Genomic DNA, 20153 nt, shown 5'->3' on the forward strand with positions numbered 1-20153 from the left:
TTACTTGGCCTCGACGGGGGTGGTCAGGTAGTGCACCTGAATGGCGTCCGGGTGGGAATAGCTGGCGCTGAGCAGGCTGCCAAAGTAGCGCTCGAAGGTTTCGTTGGAGGGGCGAGCGCTGGAGTCAAACCAGCCGCTGGCTGCTGCGGTGACGGCCTCTTCCGGGGAGAGCGCCTTTTTGCCCGGGCCTTTCTTTTTTGCGGCTGTTTTGGCCTTTGCGCCGGTTTTGCTCTCGAGAGCGGCTGCGGCGGTGGCGACCATGGTCATGAGGCGGCCCGCATCTGTGACGCCGACGCCGTTGTAGTTTTTAGGCACAATGGAGAGGAGGCTCTGAACGTGGGGAGTCTCCCAGATGCTGGGGCCGGAGGGGTCCTTCATGCGGCCCAGGACTTTTTTCAGAGTGTCCTGGCCACCTATGGAGATGAGCAGGTACTTGCCGGTGTTGCAGTAGGCGACTTCGGTGGCGGCGTTGGAAGTCTGGGAAACTTTGAGGGCGTTGATGGCAAAGCCGAGGTAGTCGCTCTCCTCAAAAGCGCCGAAACCTGCGCCGACATAACGTTTGAGGCCTTCGAGCGCGCCGCCGAGCTTGTCGGCATCCTTGATCTTGAAGCCCATGACCTGGCTTTCCTTGGTGCCAGCGCCGTCCTGGGCCTGGATGACTTCATCTGACAGGCTGCCGAAGAGATCATCCCGGATCTTGAAGCCGAGCTGGCCTTCGAACTGAGCGAGCTGCATGGTGACCATCATCGACATGGGGCCGAGCTTTCCAAGCATGCCGAGGAGCGAGTCATAGACCCTGCCGAAGTCCATGCGCGAGACACTGGCGGTGAGGATGCCGGCGGGAATGAAGGCGGGCAGGGAGACTTCATTGCTGGTGCCACGCATGAGGGCAAGCAGCCCGGAGGGCTTTTCCGGATGCAGGATGGTCATGTCCATGCGTGACTGGGTGTCCGTGAGCTCTGCGGTGAGAGCGAAGGCCTGCAGCTCCTTGGCACCGAGCATGTCCATGATCATCTGCGGCTTGAAGTCCAGGCCCATGCCGGCGTTGGCCTTGCCCTCCGCCTTCTTTTTGGCCTCTGCGGCGGTGAGGGCCTGCTCGCCGAGCTCGAGCAGTTTCACACCGTTGAAGTAGATCATCATGTCTCCGCCGCCGTTGGTGAACTGGCCGATGCGTGTGAGGTGTTCACGAGCGGCTCCGGGAGGATCTCCGGCGTTGTTTTTGAGGGCGCCGACCATGTATTCCATGAGCGCGTGGGTGTTGGCCTCGATCATCACGTCCCCGACTACGCCCCAGCCCATGACCCAAGGAGCATCCGCGTCATCCGAAAGCGCTGCGATCTGCACGCTCACGCCTCCGATGTCTTCGGTGCGGAGCTTGAGGTCGGGGTTTTCCTTTTTCTTGGACTCCACCTCGGCGAGCTTCTGAGCCTCGATCTCCTTCTGCTTGCCGCCGACTTCGCAGAGCGAGACGTTGGGGGGATTTTTGTCGAACTGGCTGATGTCGCCAATTACAAGGTAGCTGACCACCGCGCCCGGGTATTCCTTGAGCGTGTCATACATGCCGGTGCCGTAGATGTCCTTGAAAAACTTGTCCCAGGGGGCGTCGCCGTCTTTGCGCATGGGAGACATCCAGCGTTTGGCCTCGTCGTCCTGCATGAACTTCGCGTAGCTGCTTTTGTCCCAGTCTGTGAGCAGCTCAGGGGTGTTCTTGATGGCGATGACACCGACGGTGTTTTTCGGCATGAGGTTGTACCACTGCTCCAGCCGGTCTGCGGCGGAGGCGGGGAGGATGCTGGTGAGCAGCAGCGAGAAAAGGAGGGAGGCGCGTTTCATGGAGGGGGGAAGGAAGAGGGTCATACCAGGTACAGAAAAATCAGCCGCCGGTGGTTACAGAATCCGGCTTTGTTTTTTGCCGGGGTGGTGCCGGCGGGGGCAGGTAGCGGAAGCCGCTGTTGGGATTGCGCGGATCGAAGGCGAAGGCCTCGCGGTTTTTGAGGAAGAGCCTGAGGACGCTGGAGGGGATGGAAAAGCCCAGGCCCTCGACGCCCACGCCGGCGGTCTTCATGTTGTTCACGCCCACGACCTCGCCGCGTGCGTTGAAGAGCGGGCCGCCGGAGTTGCCCGGGTTGATCTGCGTGGTGCTCTGGATGTACCAGCGGCCGCCGCTTTCCCGCGCGCGGATGCTGACGATGCCCTTGGAGACGGAACGCTCCAGCCCCAGAGGGCTGCCGATGGCAAACACATCCTGCCCCTGGGTGAGGGCGTCTGAGTCCCCCAAGGGAACGAAGGGCAGCCTGTCCACGGCTTCATCGTCGATCTGCAGGATGGCGAGGTCGAGGAAGCCGTTCATGGCAATGATTTTCACCTTGGTGAACTGCTGCTTCTCCAGGCCGTCGGGCTTTTTGCGGTAGACCACCACGGTGATCTCGCGCTCGCCGGCGATGACGTGCTGGTTGGTGATGACGTAGCCGAGCTTGTTGATGATGAAGCCGGAGCCGAGGCCTGAAGCGGTCTGGATCTGCACCACGGACTCGGCCACGCGCTGCACGTTTTTTTCCACCGTCATGGCCTCACGTGAGGGTTCCACAAAATAGATGTCCTCCCCCTGAACGGCGGCGGTTTTGGCGGCGGCGGCGCCAGCTTTTTCAAAGAGAGAGACTTCGGAGCGGGGCACGGTGAGCACGGTGTGGCCGAGGTCCAGCACGACGGTGTCTTCACGGTCCTTGAGCACTTCACCGCGCAGCTCGGCACCGTTTTTGAGCACGATCCTGACGTTTTCTGCCGACAAAGAAGGGGCTGCAAGGCAGGCCGCCGCCAGGATTCCGAAGCTCAGGTTGTTTCGCATCACGGGTTTGAACTCTAGCGGACGTGTTTGCGGATACGAGTTCTTTTTGCATATCTTGACTCGGCGAAGCTCCGCGCATCTCATGCGGCGATGCCTGCCAACGCCCTCATTGCCGCCGCCCAGACCCTGCGTGAAACCCTGCGCCCGCTGCGGTTTGCCGCCCCGGTCGAGTATGTCTATCAGCCGCTCGACTACGCCTGGGCACCGCATGAGGCCTACCTGCGCCGCTTTGGCAGCACCCACAAGAAAGTGGTCCTCGTGGGGATGAACCCGGGGCCCTTTGGCATGACGCAGACGGGGGTTCCCTTCGGTGAAATCGCGGCCGTGCGGGACTGGATGGGGATCTGTGAGCCGGTGGGCAAACCGGAGCGCGAACACCCGAAGCGGCCCGTCGTCGGCTTTGACTGCCCGCAGTCCGAAGTCAGCGGACGTCGCCTGTGGGGGCTCTTTGCCCAGCGGTTTGGCAAGGCGGAGGCTTTCTTCAAAGAGCACTTTGTGGCGAACTACTGCCCGCTGGTTTTCATTGAGGGCAGTGGCCGCAACTTCACGCCAGACAAACTGCCTGCTGCCGAAACTGCCGCGCTGGAGGCCGCCTGTGACAGGCACCTGCAGGCCGTGATTGGTGCTTTGCAGCCCGAATGGGTCATCGGGGTGGGGGCCTTCGCGGAAGCGTGCGCCCTGCGAGCCAAGGAGGCCATGGGAGGCGATTTCAAAACGGGCCGTGTCCTTCACCCCAGCCCTGCCAGCCCCGCCGCGAACCGTGACTGGGCCGGGGCCGCCACGAAGCAGCTGGTGAAGCTGGGCGTGTGGGAGTGATTCATGCTCGCCCCGCCCGCGTGGCTTTAGCCAGCCGGGCCGCTGCAACAACTCCGCCGCATGAGCGTTCAAGGTTGTATGAACGAGATTCGCAACCTGACGTTTCTGCTCGTGCTGCTGGGGAGCGCTTTGTCGATTGTCCGTGCGGATGACAAGCCCCCGGTTGCGGCGAATCCTGCTGAAGCTGCCAGGCAAGCTCCGGCGAAAACTGCGGAGCCGGTGAAGCCGCCGAGCGAGACGGATCTCCGCGCCGGCATCACCAAGAGTCTCGGCTTTATTGAAAGGGAAGGGGAGGAATGGATGGCTGCCAAGAATTGCAACGGCTGCCATCACATGCCCGAGATGCTCTGGAGCCATCGTGAGGCGCGGAGGCGTGGATTTGCGGTGGATGCCAAAAAGTACGAGGAATGGCTGGCATGGGCTGTCGAACGCGCGACGGACAAACGGCCGGGGCTTGAAGAAGCCGCGCTGATGATCCTGGCACTCCCTGAGAGGGGCGCGCCTGAATTGACGAAACTGCTCGCTGCTGAGCAAAAGCAGGACGGTTCATGGAGTGCCGCCGGGCAGTTTGCCGGCATGCAGAAACGGGGTGCGGGTGATGCTCAGGCCAATGCTTTGCGCCTCCATCTGATCGCTCTTGCCACGCCTCAGCCATCGGTGCCAGAGGCTGCCGGGGTGCAGGCCAAGGCCGCGCCCGCGCTGCAAAAAATGGACATGCCCACCACGATGGAGTCGATTGTATTTCGCACACTTTATGCGCGCCGCTTTGGCAAGACGGAGGACGTCGGAGCTTTGATCAAAGACATCCTCAAACGGCAGCGCGGCGACGGGGGCTGGAGCTACATCCTTGGCGAAAACATGAGCGACGTCCTCGCCACCGGACAGGTGCTTTACGTGCTGCAGGAAAACGCCCCGGACCGAGCTGTGGCGGACGCGATTGCGCGTGCCCAGCACTGGCTGCTGAAGACCCAGAGCGACGATGGCAGCTGGCCGATCGACATCACGCACATCAGCCAGGTTGACCGCAGCGGCCCTGCCAAAGCAAAATCCTTCAAGGATGCCACCGGCATTTACACCTACTGGGGATGTTCGTGGGCCACGATCGGACTGTTGCAGGGGGTGCCGGTGAAGTAATCCGTTGGGTCAAGACGCAGGTCGGTGCTTGCCGCGTGCAAAAAGATCGCCTATTTCTCGCGCCTTATGTCAGCCATCCCCGCCGAATTTTCCGGAGTCACCGCCGTCACCAAAGCGAACATCTATTTTGACGGCAAAGTCGTCAGCCACAGCATTCTGTTTCCTGATGGCAGCAAGAAAACCCTGGGCCTCATCTATCCTGGCGATTTCCACTTTGGCACTGCCAAGGCGGAGCGCATGGAGATCGTGGCCGGTGAGTGCGTCGTGAAGCTCGACGGCAGTGATGAAAAGGTGCCGTATGCAGGCGGGCAGTTCTTTGATGTGCCAGCCAACAGCGGGTTTGACATCAGCGTCGGCTCCGGGATCTGCGAGTACATCTGCTCATTCCTGGACTGAGCTGATCCGGGGCCGGGCGAGCCTTTCTTCACACATTCTTAACGCGCCTGTCAGGGGCATTCACTGGAGGCCTCGGGGTTTCCAGTGATCATCACACCGTCATGAGTGACACAGCAGAAAAGACAGGCCACCCCAAGCTTTCCACCACCACCCTGGTCATCGCCGCGCTGGGGGTGGTGTTTGGAGACATCGGCACGAGCCCGATTTACACCCTCAAGGAATGCTTTGGCCCGCACAGCCCGCATCATGTGGCGGCCACGCATGAGAATTTGCTGGGGGTTGTCTCGCTGGTGCTTTGGTCGCTGATCCTGCTGGTGTGCGTGAAGTACCTGGTCTTTGTGCTGCGTGCGGACAACAAGGGGGAGGGGGGCGTGCTCTCGCTGATGGCTCTGGCCTCACATGGCATGGCGGAGACGCTCAAGCGCCGTGTGGTGATCGTGCTGCTGGGGCTGTTTGGTGCGGCGCTGCTGTTTGGGGACGGCATCATCACGCCGGCCATTTCGGTGCTGAGCGCGGTGGAGGGCCTGAAAGATGGCGGGCTGCTGGGCAGTGCGCCGGCGGATGCAGCCGCCGCGGCCCTGTGGGATGAAAAGATGGAGCTGCTGATCATGGGCATCACCATCGTGATTCTCGTGGTGCTCTTTTCGGTGCAGTACCTGGGCACGGCCCGGGTCGGGCGTTTCTTCGGACCGATCACCGGCCTGTGGTTTGTGTCGCTTGCGGTGCTCGGCGTGACGCATCTGGTGCATGGGCCGGAAATCCTGGCCGCGTTCAATCCCTGGCATGGGTGGCACTTTCTGACCACAGGCGGCCACAAGTCGTTTGTGATTCTGGGCAGTGTGTTTCTGGCGGTGACGGGCGGGGAGGCGCTGTATGCCGACATGGGGCACTTTGGCGCCGGGCCGATCCGGCGCGGGTGGTTTTCGCTGGTGCTGCCTGCGCTGGCTCTGAACTATCTGGGGCAGGGAGCGATGCTCATGCAAAAGCCGGAGCTGGCGCATGCGCCTTTTTTCCAGATGGCGCCCGGATGGGCCGCACTGCCAATGGTGCTGCTGGCCACCGCAGCGACGGTCATCGCCTCGCAGGCGCTGATCACCGGGACCTACTCGCTGACACTCAGCGCTGTGCAGCTGGGCTACCTGCCGCGTCTGAGCATACGGCACACCTCGGAGCATGCGATGGGGCAGATCTACATCCCGCTGGTCAACTGGCTGCTCATGCTTGCCTGCCTGGCGCTGGTGCTGGCCTTCCGCAACTCGACGAATCTGGCCGCCGCCTACGGCGTGGCGGTGACGATGACGATGCTCATCACCACGGTGCTGTTTTACTTTGCCGCGCGGCACCTGTGGCAATGGGGGCTGCTCAAGACGCTCTCTTTGTGCTTTGTTTTTGGGGTGATCGAACTGGCGTTTCTGAGCGCCAATTTGGTGAAGTTCTTCGACGGTGGCTGGTTCCCGCTGGTGGTGGGCGTTGTCATCTTCACGCTGATGACGACCTGGGCCACCGGGAGGCGTCTGGTGCGTGCCTCGATGGAGAAAAGCGCGCTCAGCCAGGAGACGCTCTGTGAAAGCATCAGGCGCAGCCCCCCGGTCACGGTGCCCGGCACGGCCATCTTCATGTCCAGCACCAGCGGTCGCACGCCCATCGCCCTGCTGCACAGCCTTAAACATTACCGGGCCATTCATGAGCGGGTCATTTTCATGACACTGATCACCGAGGACGAGCCCTGGGTGCCTGCAACCCAGCGTGTGGAAGTAGAAAAGCTTTCCGAAGGTTTCTGGCGTGTGACAGGCCGCTACGGGTTTATGCAAAAGCCCGACGTGCCTCGGCTGCTGCAGTATTGCGGCAGCTACGGGCTCGAAGTCGAGGCCGTGAAAGCGACCTTCTTTCTTGGCCGTGAGATCATTGTGCCCAGCCATAAACCGGGCATGGCGCGCTGGCGCGAGCACCTTTTCTCTTTTGCCAGCAAGCTGGCGCAGCAGCCGGCGACCTACTTTCGAATTCCAGTAGGAAGGGTGATCGAACTGGGGCAGCAGGTGGAGATCTAGACTGGCTGCCGAGCTTGTCACATTGACGGGAGGCAGGGGCACCGCAGGCTAGATGTCGTTTTTAAAGCCGGTTTAACGCTTTTTTGACGGCTCAAGTCCTGCCTTTAACTCGGCAGGATGTGAGAAGCGGGCATCGTGGTGGTGGAACAACATCCATCACGCCATGAATGATCTCATCTGCCTCGGCATCACCGCAGCGTTCTTTGTGCTCTGCGGGCTCTACGCACGCGGCTGCGAAAATCTCTAACTCCCCGCCCACCATGGAAACCATCCTTGTCGGGCTCATCGCCCTCGCCCTGCTCGCCTACCTGATGGTGGCGATGCTGCGTCCGGAAAAATTCTAACTCGCTTCTTTCACCATGCACTCCACCGACTGGCTGCAATTTGCCCTCTTCCTCGGCCTCCTGGCGCTCCTCACCAAGCCCATGGGCCTCTACCTCATGCAGGTGCTGGATGCCGACGGACGCACCTGGCTGGATCCGGTGGTCAAGCCGCTGGAAAGAGCCACCTACAAGGTGCTGGGGGTGGACCCCAAACGTGAGCAGACCTGGCTGCAGTACACCTTTTCCATGCTGGCCTTCAGCCTTGCGGGCGTGGTCTTCACTTATGCGATCTTGCGCCTGCAGGATGTGCTGCCGCTGAATCCGCAGGGATTTCCTGCGCTGAGTCATCACCTGGCTTTCAACACGGCGGTTAGCTTCACCACCAACACCAACTGGCAGAGCTATGGCGGCGAGGCCACGATGTCCTACTTCTCGCAGATGGTGGGGCTGACTTTCCACAACTTCACTTCTGCTGCCGTGGGCATCGGCATCGCGGCAGCGCTGGTGCGCGGCATCGCGCGCAGCTCCTCGAGGACGGTGGGCAGCTTCTGGGCCGATCTGGTGCGCGTGACGTATTACCTCCTGCTGCCGATCTGCGTGGTGTTTGCCATCTTCCTGGTCTCGCAGGGCATGATCCAAAACTTTGACGCCTACACCCATGCTAAGACGCTGGAAGGTGCGGAGCAAGTCATTGCCCAGGGGCCGGTGGCCTCGCAGGTGGCCATCAAGATGCTGGGCACCAATGGCGGCGGCTTCATGAACGCGAATGCCGCGCATCCTTTTGAGAGCCCGACACCGCTTTCCAACTTTGTGCAGATGCTCTCGATCTTCGCCATCGGCAGCGGTCTGACCTACTACCTCGGCCGCATGGTGAAGAACCAGGGGCACGGCTGGGCCGTGTGGGCAGCGATGATGGTGCTCTTTGTCGGCGGTGTGCTGGTGTGCGCTCATAGTGAAGCGGCGGGAAATCCGGTCCATCAGCAGCTCGGCGTGGCCGCTGCGGATGGCAACATGGAGGGCAAGGAGGTACGCTTTGGCATTTTCAATTCCTCGCTCTTCGCCACCATCACCACGGCGGCGTCCTGCGGTGCGGTGAACTCCATGCACGACTCCTTCACCGCCATCGGCGGGCTGGTGCCGCTCTTCATGATCGAGCTGGGAGAGGTGGTCATCGGCGGTGTGGGCGCTGGTTTGTACGGCATGCTCGTGTTTGTCATTCTCGCGGTGTTCATCGCCGGGCTCATGGTGGGCCGCACACCGGAGTATCTGGGCAAGAAGATCCAGGCCAAGGAGGTGAAGCTGGCCATGCTGACGCTGCTGATCCTCACTCTCAGCATTCTGGGCTTCACGGCCTGGGCCTGCGTGAGCGCGTGGGGCGTGGCTGGCCTGAACAATGCCGGGCCGCATGGCTTCAGTGAGATGCTCTATGCCTACAGCTCCGCCACCGGCAACAACGGCAGCGCCTTCGCCGGGCTCACTGCTAATACACCGTGGTATAACACCACGCTGGGCCTGGCCATGCTCATTGGGCGCTTCCTCATGATCGTGCCCATCATGGCCATTGCGGGATCGCTCGCCGGCAAGCAGGCGGTGCCGCCGAGTGCCGGAACCTTCCCGGTCAATGGCGCGACGTTTACCGTGCTGCTCATCGGTACCGTGCTGCTGATTGGCGCGCTCAATTTTCTGCCTGCACTCGCCCTCGGGCCGGTGGTGGAGCACTTCCTCACGGCGCAGGGAAAACTTTTTTAACCCCGGCATCTCATCACGAAGGTTCCGCATCATGAAAGCATCCATTCTCAGTCTTCTTATGCTCGCGCCTGCCATAGTGCCGGCAGCGGACGACGCACCCACGGTGGCTTACAAAGGTTTTTTGGACAGCTATTACGGGTACGATTTCAACGAGCCCGCGAATCATCGCAGGCCGGGATTTCTCTACAACCACACCACCACTGACGCCCCGGCCATCAACCTGGCGCTGATCCAGGCCGATCTCAACGGGGGCTGGTATCACGCGAGCCTGGGGCTCATGGCGGGCACGTATTCACGGATCAATCTGGCCGCCGAGCCGGATCTGCTGCAGCACTTTTACGACACTTATGTGGGAGTCGCTTTGAACCGCAGCCGCACCCTCTGGCTGGATGTGGGGGAGTTCAGCTCGCACATCGGTTTTGAAAGCGCGATCGGCGCGGACAACTACACGCTGAGCCGCAGTCTCATGGCGGAAAACTCCCCCTACTTTCTGACCGGCGGCCGCCTGACCTGGAAGCCGAAAAAGGAGTGGGAGCTGGCATTCCTGGTGGTGGATGGCTGGCAGCGCGTGCGCCCGCTGGCGGGCAACAGCCTGCCGGGCTTTGGCACCAAGGTGGCATGGGCGCCCCATGACCGTCTGCTGCTGAACTGGAGCACCTATGTGGGCAGTGAGTTTCCAGATGATCAGCGCCGCATGCGCTATTTTAACAACTTGTATGCCCACCTAGTGCTGAGCAGCGCGGTGAGCATGTATGTGGGCTGCGACATCGGCTGGCAGCAGCGTGCGAGCAGCGGAAACAACCTGTGGTGGTCTCCCAATGTCATCGTGCGGTGGAAGCTGGACGACCGCTGGGCCACGGCCTTTCGCGTGGAGCAGTATAACGATGCCTCCGGGGTCATCGTAAGCCTGCCGGGCAGGACCGCCCTCACCGGCGTGTCATTCAATGTGGACCGCCAGATCAGCAAGAACCTGCTCTTTCGCGTGGAGATGCGCTACTTGCACAACAGCACCCCGGCTTTTCAGCGGGGCGACTCCCTGGTGCGCAGCAGCACCTCTCTCCTGGCATCCTTCAGCATCCGCTTTTCCTGACACTCATTCTTCGAACCCAACGGCCCAAGGCCCTCCCCTCATGTCTCACAAACCTACCTCGCTCTTTGATGCTTCCATCCTCGTGCCCGCTGTCGGCGGGGCGCTGCAGAAGCTGGACCCGCGCCTGATGGTGAAAAACCCGGTGATGTTCGTCACGCTCGTCGGAGCGGTTCTCACCACCGTGAGCATCTTCACCACCAAGGCCGACCATGGCTTCATCACCCAGCTCAGCATCTGGCTGTGGTTCACCGTGTTGTTTGCCAACTATGCCGAGGCCGTGGCGGAAGGCCGTGGCAAGGCGCAGGCCGCCAGCCTGCGTGCCGCACGCAAGGACACCATCGCCCGCAAGCTGAAAAACGGCACTGAGATCCAGGTGCCGGCTCCTGCCCTGGAAAAAGGAGACCTCGTGGTCTGTGAGACCGGCGATGTGATCCCTGCGGATGGCGAAGTGATCGAAGGCATCGCCAGCGTGGATGAGGCCGCCATTACAGGCGAATCGGCTCCTGTCATCCGCGAGAGCGGCGGCGACCGCAGCGCCGTGACAGGAGGCACACGCGTCATCAGTGACCGCATCGTCATCCGCATCACCTCGGAGAAGGGGAACACCTTCATCGACCGCATGATCTCGATGGTGGAAGGCGCGCAGCGTCAGAAAACGCCGAATGAGATCGCACTCACGATCCTGCTTTCCGCCATGACGCTCATATTTCTGCTGGTCTGCATCACGCTGCGTCCGTTTGGCATCTACTCGGGGGTCGAATTCTCCACACCGGTGCTCATCGCGCTGCTCGTCTGTTTGATTCCCACCACCATCGGTGGACTGCTGAGCGCGATCGGCATCAGCGGCATTGACCGTCTCATTCGCCGCAATGTCATGGCCACCAGCGGACGTGCTGTGGAGGCCGCGGGAGACATCGATGTGCTCCTGCTGGACAAGACCGGCACCATCACCATCGGCAACCGCATGGCGTCCGATTTTCGTCCTGCGCCTGGCGTGACGGAGCCGCAGCTCGCTGATGCGGCGCAGCTCGCCTCCCTTGCGGATGAAACCCCGGAGGGTCGCAGCATCGTGGTGCTGGCCAAGGACAAGTTCAACCTGCGCGGACGCGAGCTGGCTGCACCGCATGCCACTTTCATTCCATTCACTGCGCAGACTCGCATGAGCGGTGTCGATCTCGATGGCCGAAGCATCCGCAAAGGCGCAGCGGACTCGATCAAAAATCATGTCGAGTCTCTGGGTGGTGTTTATCCACCTGAGATCGCCAAGATCGTGGAGGCCGCCTCACGTGCTGGACGTACGCCTCTGGTGGTATGCGAATCCAGCAAGGTGCTCGGAGTGGTGGAGCTCAAGGACGTGGTGAAAGGCGGCATCAAGGAGCGCTTTGCCCAACTGCGCAAGATGGGCATCCGGACGGTGATGATTACGGGAGACAATCCGATGACCGCAGCCGCGATCGCCGCAGAGGCAGGCGTGGATGACTTCATGGCGCAGGCCACGCCGGAGGACAAGCTGCGCCGCATCCGCGCCGAGCAGGCTGAGGGCCACCTGGTGGCCATGACCGGAGATGGCACCAATGACGCCCCCGCCCTGGCCCAGGCCGATGTGGGCGTGGCCATGAACACCGGCACGCAGGCCGCACGTGAAGCGGGCAACATGGTCGATCTGGACAGCAACCCGACGAAGCTCATCGAGATCGTGGAAATCGGGAAACAACTGCTCATGACGCGCGGTTCGCTCACCACCTTCAGCATCGCCAACGACATCGCGAAATACTTCGCCATCATTCCGGCGATGCTCATGGCCACCTTTCCCGCCATCAGCCCGCTGAACGTCATGGGGCTGGCCAGCCCGCAGAGCGCCATCCTGAGCGCCGTCATTTTCAATGCACTCATCATCATCGCCCTCATTCCGCTGGCGCTGAAAGGCGTGCCGTATCGCCCCATGGGCGCAGCCGCCGTGCTGCAGCGCAACCTGCTCATCTACGGATTTGGCGGTGTCGTTGTCCCCTTCATCGGCATCAAGGCCATCGATGTCATTATCGCCACCCTTCACCTCGCTTAATCCCATGAAAGCCATTGTATCCGAACTCCGCCCCGCTGTCTTCGCCATGCTGGTGCTCGCGGTGGTCACCTGTGGTGTGTATCCGCTCGTGGTCACCGGCATTGCCCACGCTGCGTTCAAGAGCAAATCCCACGGCAGTCTCATCATGGACAAAGACGGAGTCTTGCGCGGCTCCGCCCTGCTGGGGCAGAGCTTCACCGGCGCTCAGTACTTCCATCCGCGCCCAAGCGCAGCGGGCGCCGGCTATGACGCCACCAGTTCTGGCGGCAGCAATCTGGGGCCCACCTCGCAGAAGCTGAATGATGCGGTCAAAGAGCGCCTTGCCGTGTATCGCGCTGAAAACAGTCTCAGCGATCAAGAGGCAGTGCCAGCAGATGCCGTCACCGCTTCGGGCAGCGGCCTGGACCCGCACATCAGCATCAAGAATGCAGAGCTGCAGGCGGTGCGTGTGGCGAAGGCGCGCAGACTCAGCGTGGAGAAAGTGAAGGAGCTGATCGTGGCCAACACCACGCCGCCAGACTTTGGAGTGCTGGGAGATGCCGGGGTGAATGTATTGAAGTTGAATCTGAGCCTCGATGCTTTGAAATAACCCCAGCGGCCATGAATGACGACACACGCCCTGACCCCGATGCCCTGCTGGCGCAGGTGCAGAAGGCGGATGCTGTGTCCAAATCAGGCAAGCTGCACATCTTTCTTGGCATGTGTCCTGGCGTGGGCAAGACCTACGCCATGCTGCAGACGGCGCGGCAGCGCGTGAAGGAAGGCGTGGAGGTGCTGGTTGGCTTGGTGGAGACACACGGCAGGTCGGAGACGGCGGCGCTGCTGGACGACATGCGCGTCCTGCCGCGCCGGAAGCTGGAGCATCGTGGCTTCACGCTGGAGGAGTTTGACATCGATGCTGTACTGGCGCAACGCCCGCAGCTGGTGCTGGTGGACGAACTGGCGCACACCAACGCGCCGGGCTCGCGCCATACAAAGCGATACCAGGATGTACTGGAGCTGATTGACATGGGCATCGACGTGTACACCACGCTCAATGTGCAGCACATCGACAGCCAGGTGGACATCGTGCGCCAGATCAGCGGTGTGACCATTCAGGAGACGGTGCCAGATTCCATCCTGGACCGCGCGCACGAGATCCAGCTCATCGATCTCAGCGTGGAAAAGCTGCTGGAGCGCATGGCGGAGGGGAAAGTGTACCTCGGCGAGCGTGCGGAGCAGGCCGTGAGCGGATTCTTCAAGGAGGGGAACCTCACGGCGCTGCGCGAACTGGCGCTGCGCTTTACCGCCGAGCAAGTGGACCGCGATCTCGAAGACATCCGCCGTTCCAGGCGCGTGAGCAGCGCGTGGAAAACGAATGCACGCCTGCTGGTGGGTGTGGGGCCCAGCCCGTATGCCGAGAGCCTGATCCGCTGGACGCGCCGCGCCGCCACACGGCTTGGATGCCCATGGATCGTGGCCTGGGTGGAAAGCTCCCGCGTGCTCGCTCCGGTGGAGCAGGAGCGGCTCACACGTGCGCTCAGCCTTGCGCGCAAGCTGGGCGGCGAGGTGGTCTCCGTAACGGGGGAAAACGTCTCCGAAGCACTGCTGCAGGTGGCGCGTGAGCGCAATGTCTCGCAGATCGTGGTGGGAAAGCCGGACAAGCCAGCGTGGTGGCGGCAGTCGCTGGCGGATCAGATCATCATCGGGAGCAGCGACATCGACGTCTGCGTGGTACGGCCGATGGCGGCTGCGGAAAAGACCCTCATGACATCTGGGAACGAGACCGGGGCGGGTTCGGTCATTGGAGAGTACAGCTGGGTGCTGGTCTCCGTGTTCACCATCGCTAGCCTGTGCTGGGGTGTGGTGCCTTACACCGGCTACATGTTTGTGGCGCTGGTGTTTCTGCTGGGCGTGGTGCTGGCGGCCATGCGCTTCAGCCGGGGGCCTGTGCTGGTGATGGCCACGCTGTGCGCGCTGTGCTGGGATTATTTTTTCATACCGCCGCAGTTCACGTTTTACATCAACAAGGCCGAGGACTGGATCATGTTCATCATGTTCTTCATCGTGGCGCTGAGCATGGGCAGCCTGACAAGCCGGCTGCGGATGCGCGAGGCCGCCGAGCGCAGGCGAGCGCGACAGACCGGGGCGCTGCTGCGTGTGACTCAGAGTGCCGCGCTGGCGGCGGAGCCCGCCAAGGGGCTGGCCGAGGCGCTGCGCAGCATCAATGAACTGCTGCATGTGCAGACTGCGCTCATTGTGCGTGAAAATGACCGTGCCCTGCCAAAGACAGCCCATGTGGCCAGCACCTTTCAGCCAAGCCTCAAGGAGTGGGGAGTGGTGGCGTGGAGCTATGAGAACAAGCAGTGCGCCGGGCGCTTCACCGACACGCTGCCGGAGTCCGAGGCCACCTGGTTTCCGCTGCAGACCGCCACGGCCACGATGGGCGTGCTGGGCCTGCAGTTTGAGCATGAGACTCGGCTCGACTTTGCCACACGGCAGATGATCGAGGCCTTTGCGCTGCAACTGGCGCTGGTTTTGGAAAAGGAGCACTTCATCCAGGCCGTGAGCCATGCCGAGGTGCTGGCACAGTCTGAGAAGCTGCACCGCACGCTGCTGGACAGTGTCTCGCATGAGCTGAAGACGCCCATCGCCGTGATCCATGCCGCGCTCGAAGGCATGGGCGGCCAGAGCAGCCCCTACCTGACAGAAATCACCACTGCCACGCAGCGCCTGCAGCGTGTGGTGGACAGCCTGCTGCAGATGACCCGGCTGGAGTCCGATGTGCTCAAGCCCAATCTGGACTGGTGCGACGTGCGGGACGTCATCGCTGCAGCGCGCAAGGCCGTCGGAGATCCGCTGGCGGCGCATGAGGTGCGGCTGCACATACCGGAGGACTTTCCGCTGCTGAAACTGGACCATGCGCTGCTGACGCAGTCCATGGCCAACATCCTGCACAATGCCGCCATCTATACACCGCCGGGAACGGGGATCGATGTCAGCGTCTCTCTTCGAGATCAGCAGCTCAGGCTTATCATTCGCGATCATGGCCCCGGCCTGCCTGCGGGTACTGAGCGGCGGGTGTTTGAAAAATTTTATCGTGTGCAGGGCTCGCCCGTCGGAGGCACGGGGCTGGGTCTGGCTATTGCGCGCGGGTTTGTACAGGCGCAGGGAGGTGACATCACGGCGCGGAATCATCCGGGCGGTGGTGCTGAGTTTGTGATCGAAATAAACCGCGTGCCGGTTTTTGATCCTGCCGATAAGATGGCCTGAGCGAATCTGGAGATTCGTTTTTCACGTTCCCATGACCGCACTCATCATTGATGACGAAATCCAGATCCGCCGCCTGCTGCGCATGGCGCTGGAGTCCAGGGGATACACGGTGCGCGAGGCGGACAAAGGTCAGCTCGGGCTGCAGGAGGCCGTTTTTCACAAGCCCGATGTCATCCTGCTGGATCTCGGCCTGCCGGACATGGACGGTGTGGAGGTGCTGAAGCGGCTGCGCGAATGGAGCAGTGTGCCGGTGCTAGTCCTCAGCGTGCGCGACCAGGAGGCGGTGAAGCTGGCGGCCTTTGACGCCGGGGCGGATGACTATGTGTGCAAGCCCTTCAGCACCGCCGAGCTCATGGCGCGTCTGGCCGCCATCCAGCGGCGGCATGGAGGGCAGGATGATGCCGCTTTGCAGGCGGGGCCGCTGGTGCTGGACCCGGTGCACCACGAGGCCACGCTGCATGGACAGCCGCTCAAGCTTACCCCCACGGAATACGCGCTGCTGGCGCAACTGGTGCGGCATGCGGGAAAGGTGGTCACTTTGAAGCAACTGCTGCGTGCCGTGTGGGGGCCGCAGGCGGAGGAGCAGAGCCACTACCTACGGGTGTATGCCAACCACCTGCGCAAAAAGCTGGAGGGATCAACGCTGGAGATCAAGAACGAGCCCGGCATCGGCTATCGGCTGGAAGGGAACTGAGCCTTTCTTTTTACACTTTCTTAACGCCCTGGCTGCTGCTGTTTACTGGCGTGGAGACGCTTTGCAGCGAAGGATGGGGCTGCCATGCCAAACGCCGTGAGCTTCAAGCCCTCCGCCCCCCCGCCGGTTCCACTGGCGGAGGTGGGGCAGTACAGCTGGGGGCTGACTCTGGTGTTTGTGCTGGCGTCCACCTGCTGGGTGCTGCTGCCTTACACCGGAGATCTGTTTGCCGCGCTGGTGTTTCTGATGGCCATCGTGCTGGCCGGCACGCGGTGGAACCGAGGGCCTGTGCTGATGATGGCGGTGGTCAGCGCGCTGGTGTGGAATTATTTCTTCATCCCGCCGCAGTTCACGCTGCACATCGACAAGCCGCAGGACATGGTGATGTTCAGCCTGTTTTTCATCGTGGCGCTGAGCATGGGACATCTCATCATCCGGCTGCGTGCACGTGAGGCGGCGCTGGCGCAGCATCATCAGGAGAGGGAACATCTGCTGGAGCTGAAACATCGCACGGAACTGCTTGCGGAGTCTGAGCGGCTGCACCGCACGCTGCTGGACAGCGTGGCGCATGAGCTGAAAACGCCCATCGCCATCATCCGCACCGCTCTGGACGGACTGGGGCAGGGGAATGCCTATGCCAGGGAAATTGAGACGGCCAACCGGCGTCTGCAGCGCATCGTGGAAAATTTTTTGGAAATGACCCGGGTGGAGTCTGAGGCCCTGGAGCCGCACGCGGACTGGTGCGAGATGGGCGATGTCCTGCACGCCGCCACGGCTCCCATCCAGGCTGAACTGGCCGCGCACACGCTGCATGTCTCCGGTGCCGAGGAACTGCCCCTGCTCAAGCTCGACAGCCGCCTTCTCGCCCAGGTGCTGGGCAATCTGCTGCACAATGCAACGCGCTATGCGCCACCCGGCACCGCTGTCGAGGTGCATGCTGCGCTTTCGGACGATGTTCTGGAGCTGAGTGTGCGAGATCACGGCCCCGGTCTGCCCCTTGGCTCGGAAGAGCATTTGTTTGACAAGTTTTACCGTGCTCCAGATTCACCCGCAGGCGGCACCGGTCTGGGGCTGGCCATCGCACGCGGCTTGATGCGCGCCATGAAAGGTGACATTGAGGCGCATACCCATCCTGAAGGCGGCGCGGAGTTTGTGCTGCACCTTCCGGTGAAAACTCGCAGCGCTGCATGAGCAAGGCACTCATCATTGACGACGAACAGCAGATGCGCCGCCTGCTGCGCATGGTGCTGGAGTCGCGCGGTTACGAGGTCAGCGAGGCAGCGGAGGGACAGCTGGGCCTGCAGGAGGCTGCGTTTCACCGGCCCGATGTGGTGCTGCTGGACCTTGGACTGCCAGGAATGAACGGCATCGAGGTGCTGAAGCGGCTGCGGGAATGGAGCGACGTGCCGGTGCTCATCCTCAGCGTGCGTGACCAGGAGACCATCAAGGTCGAGGCCCTGGAAAACGGCGCGGACGATTACGTGACCAAGCCCTTCGGCACCGCCGAACTGCTGGCCCGCCTCACGGTCATCCAGCGCCGCCGTTTCACGCGCCAGAGTGCCGAAATCATGGTCGGACCTCTGAAGCTGGATCTGCTCCATCACGAGGCCATGCTGGATGAGGCGCCGCTCAAACTCACGCCCACCGAATTCGTGCTGCTCAAGGTGCTCGCAGAGCACGCGGGGCGCATCGTCACGCAAAATCAGATCACAAAGCAGGTGTGGGCCGGCCAGACAAGCGACCCGAGCGAAGGTCTGCGCGTGCACATCAACCACCTGCGCAAAAAGCTTGGTCAGGCCGGGCCCCGCATCGTGAACGAGCCCGGCATTGGCTATCGGCTGGAGGAGACCTGAGTCATTGACTGTCCTTGCCGATCAAGGAAAGCACCACGGATGCCGGGATGGCTTCGCTTAGCGTCATGAGCGTGGGGATGGTGGCTTTGCCGTTGCCGGCCTCCGAGGCTAGCTGGGAGCCGAGCAGGGGACGAATGCGTGCCACATGGCCGATGGCATTTCCATAGGCGTCGAGAATGGCAGCACCGCTGCTGCCGGATGCCCAGTCTGCACTGACATCCATGCGTGTGTGTCAGCGGCTGCACTTGGTGCACTGATAAACCCAGCCCACACGCACGTGAGCCTCAGCGGCGCGTTTTGCGATCTCGCGCCCCCGCAGCGGAGTGTTCAGTGGCGTGGCCAGATTCAGGCGGGCAGGCGTCGGATGAGCGAGCTGGGACTGAAGGGCCTGGGCGGACATCAGGCCTTCTTTGGCAGCCAGTTTTTGCAGCCGGTCCACCAGTGAATTCGAGGCGAGGTCTTCACGCTCCGCCTTTTCTGCACTGGGGGGGATGGTGGCCATGGGGGCAGGCGCTTTTCCAAAGCCCTTGGCCGCCAGCGCTTTGGCCAGGGTCTCGCGCAGGGCCTCGCCACGCAGATCCACCGAAGTGGCCAGGATGCGGCCGGTGTCTCCATCCACCAGCCAGCAGGCGGGGATACCATTCACGCCGTACTGCCTCACGATGTCGCTCTGCCGGCTCTTTCCATCGCAGACCTGCGGCCAGTTCATGTTTCTGGCTTTCACAAATTCCGGCAGGGTGGCCACGTCTTCATCGTGGTCCAGGCTGACGCTCAGCACGGTGAAGCCTTGCGGGGCGAATTCCTCATGCGCTTTGATCAGCCCGGGAAGCTCATGCAGGCATGGTCCGCACCAGGTGGCCCAGAAGTCGAGCATCACCAGCTTGCCTTTGTAGTCTTCAGGAAAGCGTACGGTTTTGCCGTCGATGGTTTTGGCTTCAAAGGAGGGAGCCGGCTTGCCGATCTCACCTTCCTGCGCCTTGCGCCGGCCCGCCATTTGGGCAGCTGCCCGGCTTTTCTTTTCCTCCTCGACCTGAGCCACACTCAGAGCCGATGGCACCAGCTCAAAGCGGGAGCCGTCAGGGGAGAGATTCTTCGTCTCATACACCGAGCCTTGGAGCACAAGGGGCCTGTCGAATTGGAACAGCTCTGCCCTCGGATCGATCCGATGGTCTCCATTCATGTCGAGGATGAGTCTGGTGCGCTCCGGGGTGAATTCGCCTGTGGTGGTGTCGTCACTCAGATAGACATCCATTTCACGGCCGCCGACTGAGACTTTGCCCTGACGGCCGTAGTCGCGGTGATAGATGAGAGGCCCGGGGCCTGAGGAGGAGCCATTCCGGTAGAAGACCAGCACCATCTGCTGAGTGCTATCCGGATAGGTGATCTGAACGGAGGCTGCTCCATGCCAGGAAATGATTTCCCTGCCCTCAGGCCCCCTCGCTGCAGACACCCATTTGGCTTCAGGATCGTTGGTGAGGTCACCATCGCCATTCGCATCCACCCATAGGTGCGCCTCCCTGGGCGTGCGCTGATCCAGAATGAGTCCCACCAGCTTGCGTTGCGCCCTGGGTCCGGTTTCCAGAAGAACATACTGCGGATCGACAAGCCCTTCCGGGACCTTGACGATCTGCGCAGGCTGTTGCTGCAGGAACTTGGTCACGACAGGCGCCTGGTAGTGGACCTTGGAGTACATTCCCGCATTCATCCATTGCAGCCGGACTTCTTCGGCGGGGGCGGCGGCCATGGGCAGCAAACAAAAACACAGCATGAGAGGCTTCATAGAAGTGGTGGGGGGTGGGTTGGTTGGCGGTGGCGTCACATCAAGCGCCGCCTAGCGAATTAGCCCGGGAGGATTTGATTGTGACGGGCCAGCCGGTTTGCCTGTGCATTT

17 protein-coding genes are annotated in these 20153 nt (G+C 61.9%); 13 read left to right on the plus strand and 4 right to left on the minus strand.

Features of this window, described 5'->3' with window-relative positions:
- Positions 1 to 1833: a hypothetical protein gene (locus tag ACZ5WW_RS18485; RefSeq protein WP_377168685.1), complete on the minus strand. Its 1833-nt coding sequence runs from the start codon at positions 1831 to 1833 to the stop codon at positions 1 to 3.
- 40 nt (positions 1834 to 1873) lie between these two features.
- A complete protein-coding gene (locus tag ACZ5WW_RS18490) occupies positions 1874 to 2845 on the minus strand; it encodes a S1C family serine protease (protein WP_377169223.1) in 972 nt (323 codons plus the stop codon).
- Positions 2846 to 2935: 90 nt separating this feature from the next.
- Between ACZ5WW_RS18490 and ACZ5WW_RS18495 the strand changes: the two genes are divergently transcribed.
- From ACZ5WW_RS18495 to ACZ5WW_RS18555, 13 genes are all read left to right on the plus strand, one after another.
- Positions 2936 to 3661 carry a uracil-DNA glycosylase family protein gene (locus tag ACZ5WW_RS18495; RefSeq protein WP_377168687.1) on the plus strand — a complete coding sequence of 242 codons (726 nt, stop codon included), beginning with the start codon at positions 2936 to 2938 and terminating at the stop codon, positions 3659 to 3661.
- Positions 3662 to 3739: 78 nt separating this feature from the next.
- Positions 3740 to 4795, plus strand: coding sequence for a hypothetical protein (locus tag ACZ5WW_RS18500; RefSeq protein WP_377168689.1), 1056 nt, complete (start codon positions 3740 to 3742; stop codon positions 4793 to 4795).
- A 66-nt stretch (positions 4796 to 4861) separates the two neighbouring features.
- Positions 4862 to 5191, plus strand: coding sequence for a pyrimidine/purine nucleoside phosphorylase (gene ppnP / locus ACZ5WW_RS18505; protein ID WP_377168691.1), 330 nt, complete (start codon positions 4862 to 4864; stop codon positions 5189 to 5191).
- 101 nt (positions 5192 to 5292) lie between these two features.
- A complete protein-coding gene (locus ACZ5WW_RS18510; RefSeq protein ID WP_377168693.1) occupies positions 5293 to 7239 on the plus strand; it encodes a potassium transporter Kup in 1947 nt (648 codons plus the stop codon).
- A 167-nt stretch (positions 7240 to 7406) separates the two neighbouring features.
- The gene (gene kdpF / locus ACZ5WW_RS18515; RefSeq protein ID WP_377168695.1) at positions 7407 to 7583 is read left to right on the plus strand and encodes a K(+)-transporting ATPase subunit F; all 177 of its coding nucleotides are present in this window, start codon (positions 7407 to 7409) and stop codon (positions 7581 to 7583) included.
- A gap of 15 nt (positions 7584 to 7598) precedes the next feature.
- A complete protein-coding gene (gene kdpA / locus ACZ5WW_RS18520) occupies positions 7599 to 9311 on the plus strand; it encodes a potassium-transporting ATPase subunit KdpA (protein ID WP_377168697.1) in 1713 nt (570 codons plus the stop codon).
- A gap of 31 nt (positions 9312 to 9342) precedes the next feature.
- Entirely contained in the window at positions 9343 to 10401 is a 1059-nt protein-coding gene (locus ACZ5WW_RS18525; RefSeq protein WP_377168699.1) for a porin, read from the plus strand.
- Between the two features lie 40 nt (positions 10402 to 10441).
- Positions 10442 to 12463: a potassium-transporting ATPase subunit KdpB gene (gene kdpB / locus ACZ5WW_RS18530; protein ID WP_377168701.1), complete on the plus strand. Its 2022-nt coding sequence runs from the start codon at positions 10442 to 10444 to the stop codon at positions 12461 to 12463.
- Between the two features lie 4 nt (positions 12464 to 12467).
- Positions 12468 to 13052 carry a potassium-transporting ATPase subunit KdpC gene (gene kdpC, locus ACZ5WW_RS18535; protein WP_377168703.1) on the plus strand — a complete coding sequence of 195 codons (585 nt, stop codon included), beginning with the start codon at positions 12468 to 12470 and terminating at the stop codon, positions 13050 to 13052.
- Positions 13053 to 13063: 11 nt separating this feature from the next.
- On the plus strand, positions 13064 to 15715 hold the full coding sequence (locus ACZ5WW_RS18540) for a DUF4118 domain-containing protein (protein ID WP_377168705.1): 2652 nt from the start codon (positions 13064 to 13066) through the stop codon (positions 15713 to 15715).
- A gap of 31 nt (positions 15716 to 15746) precedes the next feature.
- On the plus strand, positions 15747 to 16409 hold the full coding sequence (locus ACZ5WW_RS18545; protein WP_377168707.1) for a response regulator: 663 nt from the start codon (positions 15747 to 15749) through the stop codon (positions 16407 to 16409).
- 84 nt (positions 16410 to 16493) lie between these two features.
- Positions 16494 to 17600, plus strand: coding sequence for a sensor histidine kinase (locus ACZ5WW_RS18550; RefSeq protein ID WP_377168709.1), 1107 nt, complete (start codon positions 16494 to 16496; stop codon positions 17598 to 17600).
- Complete coding sequence (locus ACZ5WW_RS18555; RefSeq protein WP_377168711.1) at positions 17597 to 18262, plus strand: response regulator transcription factor; 666 nt, start codon at positions 17597 to 17599, stop codon at positions 18260 to 18262. The genes ACZ5WW_RS18550 and ACZ5WW_RS18555 overlap by 4 nt, the downstream gene beginning before the upstream one ends.
- 1 nt (position 18263) lies before the next feature.
- Here ACZ5WW_RS18555 and ACZ5WW_RS18560 read toward each other — a convergent pair whose 3' ends face one another.
- Both ACZ5WW_RS18560 and ACZ5WW_RS18565 read right to left on the minus strand, forming a co-directional pair.
- Positions 18264 to 18485: a hypothetical protein gene (locus ACZ5WW_RS18560; RefSeq protein WP_377168713.1), complete on the minus strand. Its 222-nt coding sequence runs from the start codon at positions 18483 to 18485 to the stop codon at positions 18264 to 18266.
- Positions 18486 to 18494: 9 nt separating this feature from the next.
- Positions 18495 to 20006 (minus strand): TlpA family protein disulfide reductase, encoded by a 1512-nt coding sequence (locus tag ACZ5WW_RS18565; RefSeq protein ID WP_377168715.1) that lies wholly within the window; start codon positions 20004 to 20006, stop codon positions 18495 to 18497.
- Between the last annotated feature and the right edge of the window lie 147 nt (positions 20007 to 20153).

The sequence above is a fragment of the Prosthecobacter fluviatilis genome (genome assembly GCF_055388355.1).

Coding starts and splice junctions, on each gene's coding strand:
- ACZ5WW_RS18485 (WP_377168685.1), bottom strand. CDS start 1,833: ATGAAACGCGCCTCCCTCCTTTTCTCGCTGCTGCTCACCAGCATCCTC.
- ACZ5WW_RS18490 (WP_377169223.1), bottom strand. CDS start 2,845: ATGCGAAACAACCTGAGCTTCGGAATCCTGGCGGCGGCCTGCCTTGCA.
- ACZ5WW_RS18495 (WP_377168687.1), top strand. CDS start 2,936: ATGCCTGCCAACGCCCTCATTGCCGCCGCCCAGACCCTGCGTGAAACC.
- ACZ5WW_RS18500 (WP_377168689.1), top strand. CDS start 3,740: ATGAACGAGATTCGCAACCTGACGTTTCTGCTCGTGCTGCTGGGGAGC.
- ppnP (WP_377168691.1), top strand. CDS start 4,862: ATGTCAGCCATCCCCGCCGAATTTTCCGGAGTCACCGCCGTCACCAAA.
- ACZ5WW_RS18510 (WP_377168693.1), top strand. CDS start 5,293: ATGAGTGACACAGCAGAAAAGACAGGCCACCCCAAGCTTTCCACCACC.
- kdpF (WP_377168695.1), top strand. CDS start 7,407: ATGATCTCATCTGCCTCGGCATCACCGCAGCGTTCTTTGTGCTCTGCG.
- kdpA (WP_377168697.1), top strand. CDS start 7,599: ATGCACTCCACCGACTGGCTGCAATTTGCCCTCTTCCTCGGCCTCCTG.
- ACZ5WW_RS18525 (WP_377168699.1), top strand. CDS start 9,343: ATGAAAGCATCCATTCTCAGTCTTCTTATGCTCGCGCCTGCCATAGTG.
- kdpB (WP_377168701.1), top strand. CDS start 10,442: ATGTCTCACAAACCTACCTCGCTCTTTGATGCTTCCATCCTCGTGCCC.
- kdpC (WP_377168703.1), top strand. CDS start 12,468: ATGAAAGCCATTGTATCCGAACTCCGCCCCGCTGTCTTCGCCATGCTG.
- ACZ5WW_RS18540 (WP_377168705.1), top strand. CDS start 13,064: ATGAATGACGACACACGCCCTGACCCCGATGCCCTGCTGGCGCAGGTG.
- ACZ5WW_RS18545 (WP_377168707.1), top strand. CDS start 15,747: ATGACCGCACTCATCATTGATGACGAAATCCAGATCCGCCGCCTGCTG.
- ACZ5WW_RS18550 (WP_377168709.1), top strand. CDS start 16,494: ATGCCAAACGCCGTGAGCTTCAAGCCCTCCGCCCCCCCGCCGGTTCCA.
- ACZ5WW_RS18555 (WP_377168711.1), top strand. CDS start 17,597: ATGAGCAAGGCACTCATCATTGACGACGAACAGCAGATGCGCCGCCTG.
- ACZ5WW_RS18560 (WP_377168713.1), bottom strand. CDS start 18,485: ATGGATGTCAGTGCAGACTGGGCATCCGGCAGCAGCGGTGCTGCCATT.
- ACZ5WW_RS18565 (WP_377168715.1), bottom strand. CDS start 20,006: ATGGCCGCCGCCCCCGCCGAAGAAGTCCGGCTGCAATGGATGAATGCG.